This is a genomic window from Acidisphaera rubrifaciens HS-AP3 (assembly GCF_000964365.1).
In the GTDB taxonomy this organism is placed as follows: domain Bacteria; phylum Pseudomonadota; class Alphaproteobacteria; order Acetobacterales; family Acetobacteraceae; genus Acidisphaera; species Acidisphaera rubrifaciens.
Genome location: NZ_BANB01000571.1, coordinates 1 through 5,413, shown reverse-complemented (window position 1 = coordinate 5,413; position 5,413 = coordinate 1). Strand labels below are relative to the sequence as shown.

Genomic DNA, 5,413 nt, shown 5'->3' with positions numbered 1-5,413 from the left:
ACCGGCGGTCACCTCACCGCGCCCGACGTGCGCGCCCTCGTCGCCGGCGCGCCGGCGGGGCATGCGGACCTGTCGGGGCGCGACATGGCGGGCGACGACCTCACCGGCCTCGACCTCAGCGGCGCGGACCTGCGCCACGCCAACCTCGCGGGCGCCAACCTGCACGGCGTCAAGCTGGTGGGCGCCGACCTGACCGGCGCCGACCTGCACGGCGCGGACCTCACCTTCGCCTGGTTCATCCGCGCCCGCTTCGACCATGCCAACATGCGCGGCGCGAACCTGCAGACCATCGTCACCTCCGCCGCCATGGACAACACGCCCGACCAGGCGGCGAGCTTCGTCGGCACCGACCTGTCGGACAGCCGCGACACCGTGCATTTCTCCTTCGACGACATGCGCGGCGCCAGTTTCCGCGGCGCGCACATGACCGTCGTCATGGCCAACCAGTCGATGGGCCTGCTGCGCAGCGAGTTCATGAGCTGCAACCTCGACGGCGCGGACTTCACCGGCGCCGGCCTCGGCCATGTCACGTTCCGCTTCGCGAAGCTGCGCGGCGCGCATTTCAACGGCGCCGATCTCTCGGACGCCGATTTCGTGGGCGCGCATCTCCAGGGCGCCGACTTCACCGGCGCCCGCCTCGACCGCGCCGACTTCAACGGCGCGGAGACCGACGGGGCGAAGGGGCTGCCGGCGAAATAGCCGCTACTGCCCCGGCGGCAGCGCGTCGAGTGCGGCGAGCAGCGCGCGCAGCCGCCCCTCGATCAGATCGCGGTACTTGGCGGTCGTCGGCAGGTACAGCCGGTCCTCGCGGATCGCGGCGAGCACCATCTCGCCCACCACCTCTGCCTCGATGCCGCCGGCGATGGCGCGGTCGATGCGCGCCTGCGCGGCGTCGCGGCCCGGATCGGGCGGCGCGTCGCCGGTCTCGCGGCGCGAGCTGTCCATCAGCCCCGTGCGCACGAAGCCGGGGCACAGCAGCGTGACACCGATTCCCTGCGGCCGCAGCTCCTGGTGCAGCGTCTCCGTCAGGCCCACGACCGCGAACTTGCTCGCCGAATAGGCCGCCATCCCCGGCGTCGGCACCAGCCCGGCCATCGACGCGGTGTTGACGATGTGCCCGCCCTCGCCGTGCCGCAGGATGCGCGGCAGGAAGGCGCGCAGGCCGTTATAGATCGCGGTGACGTTGATCGCGATCGTCGCGTCCCATTCCTGCGGCGTGGTCAGCGCAACCGGCGTCGCGGCGCCGATGCCGGCGTTGTTGCACAGCACGTGCACGGCGCCGAACGTCGCCTCCACCGACGCCGCCGCGACCTCCATCGCGTCGCGGTCGGTGACGTCCACCTTGACCCCGATCACCGCGGCGCCCGCGTCCGCGAGCCGCCCCACCGCGCGATCGAGCGCGCCCTCGTCCTTGTCCGCCAGCGCGAGCTTCATCCCCGCCCGCGCGAAGCTCGCCGCCATGGCATAGCCGATGCCGTTCGCACCCCCGGTGATGAAGGCGACCCGATCCCTGAGCTGTTGCATGCGCATCCTCCCGCTTGCGCACGAGCCTAGAGCACGTCGCGCGCGGCCGGAACCTGCCCCGGCGGCGCTACTCGGGACGTATCTCCGGCGCGATGGCGGCGTGGTTGAGCAAGGCCACGAACGCGACGCCGCCCAGCGTGTTGCCCAGCAGGGTCGGCACCAGGAATCGCCACGCATAGGCACCGATCGTGGACGCGCCCGTCAGCACGGCATACCCCGCCTCCACCGATCCGGCGATGACATGCGCGAGCCCGCCCAGCGCGACCACGAAGGTGATCAGCACAACGACGAAGAACCGCGCATACCGCGCGCTCGGCAGCAGCCAGACCATCGTCGCCACCAGCCAGCCGGCGAACACGGCGCGCACCAGCGTCACCGGGAACGTGCCCTCGGTCGGCGCGCGGGCGAGCGTCGCGAGTGCTTCCACCACCTCCGGCCGGAACACGCCGGGCGCGGTCAGCAGCCACGCGAAGACCCAGGTGCCGGCGATGTTGGCCGCCAGCACGATCCCCCACAGCCGCAGCAGCGCCCCCGCCGCCTCCACCGTGCGGCGCGTCAGCACCGGCAGCACCACCGTCAGCGTGCTTTCGGTGAACAATTGCTGCCGGCCGAGGATGACGATCAGGAAGCCGATGCAGTAGCCGAAGCTCTCGAACAGATGCCGGATCGGGGTATCGGGCAGCCGGCTCGCGATCAGTGCCTCGACGAGGAAGGAGAATCCCATCGACAGGCCGGCGGCGAGCCCGGACCAGAGCAGCGCCGACGCGGTGCGCGACAGCGCCTCCTCGCCCTCGGCGCGGACGATTTCGTGTATGACCAGCGCGCGGGGCGCGCTGTGCGCGGCCGCCTGGTCCTGCTCGTCCTGCTCAAGGTGCGGCGAGTCCGCGCCGGCGGCCTGATCCATGGGAACCCCGTCGCTGCGGCCGCACGATCACGGCCGCAGCGATAACGCCGGACCTACTGATAGTTCACCATGATGGTCTTCTTGTGCATGAAGTGTTCCAGCATGGCCTCAAGGCTGGCTTCCTTGCCGAGCCCGGACGACTTCACCCCGCCATAGGACAGGTTGGCCTGCACCACGAGGTTCTGGTTGACCTGCACCAGCCCCGCCTCCAGCGCGTGGGCGAACTTCAGCCCGATCTTCAGGTTGTTGGTCCAGACGGAGGCCGCGAGGCCGTAGTCGCTGTCATTGGCCGCCGCCAGCACCTCGTCGGGATTGTCGAACGGGAACACCACCGTCACCGGGCCGAAGATCTCCTCCTGCACCAGCCGGCTGTCGTTGGGCAGGCCGGTGAAGATGTGCGGCTGGATGAACAGCCCCTTCTTCAGCGCCGCGTCCTTCGGCATGGCGGAGCACGCGCGCCCGGTGGCGCCCTTGGTCTTCAGCCCTTCCTCGATGAAGCCCTGCACCTTGGCGAACTGGTCGGGGCTGATGATGGTGCCGATGTCGGTCTTCTCGTCCAGCGGGTCGCCCATCACCATCGCGTCGACCTTCTCGGCCAGCGCCGCGACGAACCGGTCATAGATCGGCCGCTCGACATAGATGCGGCTCGCCGCCGTGCAGCTCTGGCCCTGGCGGGTGAAGCGCATCGACGTGATCGCGCCCATCACCGTCTTCTCGAAGTCGCAGTCGGCGAACACGATCATCGGCGACTTGCCGCCGAGTTCGAGCGTGACGGGGATCAGCTTCTCTGCCGCTGCCTTGGACACGATGCGACCGACCTCGACGCTGCCGGTGAACGTGACCTTGCGCACCTTCCTGTGCGCGACCAGCGGCCCGCCGCATTCCGGGCCGAAGCCGGACAGCATGTTGAACGCGCCCGCCGGCAGCACCCGGCCCAGCAGCTCGCACAGCCGCAGCACCGTCAGCGGCGCCTCCTCGGCGGACTTCACGACCACCGTGTTGCCGGCGACCAGCGCCGGGGCGACCTTCAGCGCCATCAGCAGCAGCGGCACGTTCCACGGAATGATCGCGCCGACCACGCCCAGCGGCTCGCGCACCGTCACCGACAGCACGTCCGGAGCGAAGGGCACGCTCTCGCCCTTCAGCTCGCTGCCGAGACCGCCGTAGAAGGCGAAGATGTCGGCGACCACGCCCGCCTCGACCCGGCTTTCGGTGCGCAGCGCCTTGCCGGTCTCGAGCGCGATCAGCCGCGCCAGCTCCTCGCTGTGCTGCGTCAGCACGGCCGCGCACTGCGCGACCAGCGCGCCGCGCTTGCGGGCCGGCAGCTTCGCCCAGTCCTTCTGCGCCGCCGCCGCGACCTCGACCGCCGCGTCCACGTCCGCCGCGTCGCCCTCGGCCGCCTCGGCGATGGTCTCGCCGGTCGCCGGGTTGACCACCGCGAACGTCTTGCCGGAGCGGGCAGGGACGAACCGGCCGCCGATATAGTGATGGCCCGACAGGGCACGGGCGAGCGCGCGCTCGTCCATCGTCGGCTCCTGCGGGGTGGCGGGCTGCGGTCGGTCAAGCATGGCGGTTCCTCCGGATGGTCTTGCGGCAACCTATCGCCGCCGGGGCGGGAGGCCAAATGCCGGCCTTGGGCCGGTGGTGCCGCTTCTCGCTTCAGAGGCCTTTAGGGATTACCGCATCAGCTCCTCGCGCTGACACCGCTCGGCGTCCTCGCGGGATGTAAACTTCAGCAACTTTGTCAAGACCCCATTTTCCCATACCTCGACGTTATACGGGGGCGCGGCCGTATGCCCTGACGTTAACCTGACTTGCCTCCCATTCTGCGGGGGATCGCCGAACCTGTCTTCCGACACCACTCGCCTCCGTAAGCGCCATTGAGAAATAGTTATAGCGCCGGATAAAATGCGCGCGAAGCAGGGGCATAGCACTTGCATTTCAAAGTGATGCGCTCCCCCCGCCCCTCCTTCCTTGACAACCCGGACCGCCTCTGCCCCAAGCCGGGTCCGGACGAACACGCTTCAGGGGGTGGGCAGGATGGCGGATCAGGGTGCACAGACACGGTCGGGCGGGCCGCTCGCGGGGCTGACGGTGTTCGACCTCACCCGCGTCCTCGCCGGGCCGACCTGCGTGCAGATGCTCGCCGATCTCGGGGCCGACGTGATCAAGATCGAAAAGCCCGGCGCCGGCGACGACACCCGCGGCTTTGCCCCGCCCGTCATGCCCGGCACGACCGAGAGCGCCTATTTCCTCGGCGTGAACCGCAACAAGCGCTCCGTCACCCTCGACATCGCCCAGCCGGAGGGGCAGGCGATCGCCCGCCGCCTGATCGCGCAGAGCGACATCCTGGTGGAGAACTTCAAGGTCGGCGCGCTCGCCAAATACGGCCTGGGCTACGAACAGCTCCACGCCGCGCATCCCGGCCTGATCTACTGCTCCATCACCGGCTTCGGGCAGACCGGCCCGTATGCGCCCCGGCCCGGCTATGACAGCCTCGTGCAGGCGATGGGCGGGGTGATGAGCCTGACCGGCGAGCCGGACGGCCTGCCGCAGAAGGTGGGCGTGCCGGTCGCCGACCTGTTCGCCGGCCTCTATGGCTGCATCGGCGTGCTGGCGGCACTCCGCCACCGCGAGGCGACGGGGCAGGGGCAGCAGATCGACATCGGCATGCTCGACACCCATGTCGCCTGGCTCGCCAACCAGGGCATGAACTACCTCGCGACGGGCGAAAACCCGCCGCGCCTGGGCAACCAGCATCCCAACATCGTGCCGTATCAGGTGTTCGCGACGGCGGACGGGCACATGGTGCTGTCGATCGGCAACGACCCGACCTTCCGCCGCTTCTGCGAGAACTTCGCGCTGACGCACCTGCTGGAGGATGCGCGCTTCGCCACCAACGCGGCGCGGGTGCAGAACCGGCAGCTCGTCACCGACACGCTCGCCCCCGTGCTCGCCGCCCACCCGACCGGCTGGTGGGTGGAT

The 5,413-nt window shown here is 69.9% G+C and carries 5 protein-coding genes; 2 read left to right on the top strand and 3 right to left on the bottom strand.

Annotation, left to right across the window (positions count from 1 at the left end):
• Positions 1–699, top strand: a 699-nt coding sequence (locus B8460_RS14810) for a pentapeptide repeat-containing protein (RefSeq protein ID WP_048862383.1), incomplete at its 5' end; no start/stop codon positions are given.
• 3 nt (positions 700–702) lie between these two features.
• Here the strand turns inward: B8460_RS14810 and B8460_RS14805 are convergent.
• The 3 genes from B8460_RS14805 to B8460_RS14795 all read right to left on the bottom strand — a co-directional run bounded on the left by B8460_RS14805 (position 703) and on the right by B8460_RS14795 (position 3,996).
• Complete coding sequence (locus B8460_RS14805) at positions 703–1,524, bottom strand: SDR family NAD(P)-dependent oxidoreductase (protein WP_158322880.1); 822 nt, start codon at positions 1,522–1,524, stop codon at positions 703–705.
• A 67-nt stretch (positions 1,525–1,591) separates the two neighbouring features.
• Complete coding sequence (locus tag B8460_RS14800; protein WP_048862381.1) at positions 1,592–2,428, bottom strand: formate/nitrite transporter family protein; 837 nt, start codon at positions 2,426–2,428, stop codon at positions 1,592–1,594.
• A 53-nt stretch (positions 2,429–2,481) separates the two neighbouring features.
• Entirely contained in the window at positions 2,482–3,996 is a 1,515-nt protein-coding gene (locus tag B8460_RS14795; protein WP_048862380.1) for an aldehyde dehydrogenase family protein, read from the bottom strand.
• 472 nt (positions 3,997–4,468) lie between these two features.
• Here B8460_RS14795 and B8460_RS14790 point away from each other — a divergent pair.
• Positions 4,469–5,413, top strand: a 945-nt coding sequence (locus B8460_RS14790) for a CaiB/BaiF CoA transferase family protein (RefSeq protein WP_048862379.1), incomplete at its 3' end; no start/stop codon positions are given.

What these genes read in the sequence shown, in the direction of transcription:
- B8460_RS14800 (WP_048862381.1), bottom strand. Translation starts at nt 2,428, where the DNA reads ATGGATCAGGCCGCCGGCGCGGACTCGCCGCACCTTGAGCAGGACGAG.
- B8460_RS14805 (WP_158322880.1), bottom strand. Translation starts at nt 1,524, where the DNA reads ATGCAACAGCTCAGGGATCGGGTCGCCTTCATCACCGGGGGTGCGAAC.
- B8460_RS14795 (WP_048862380.1), bottom strand. Translation starts at nt 3,996, where the DNA reads ATGCTTGACCGACCGCAGCCCGCCACCCCGCAGGAGCCGACGATGGAC.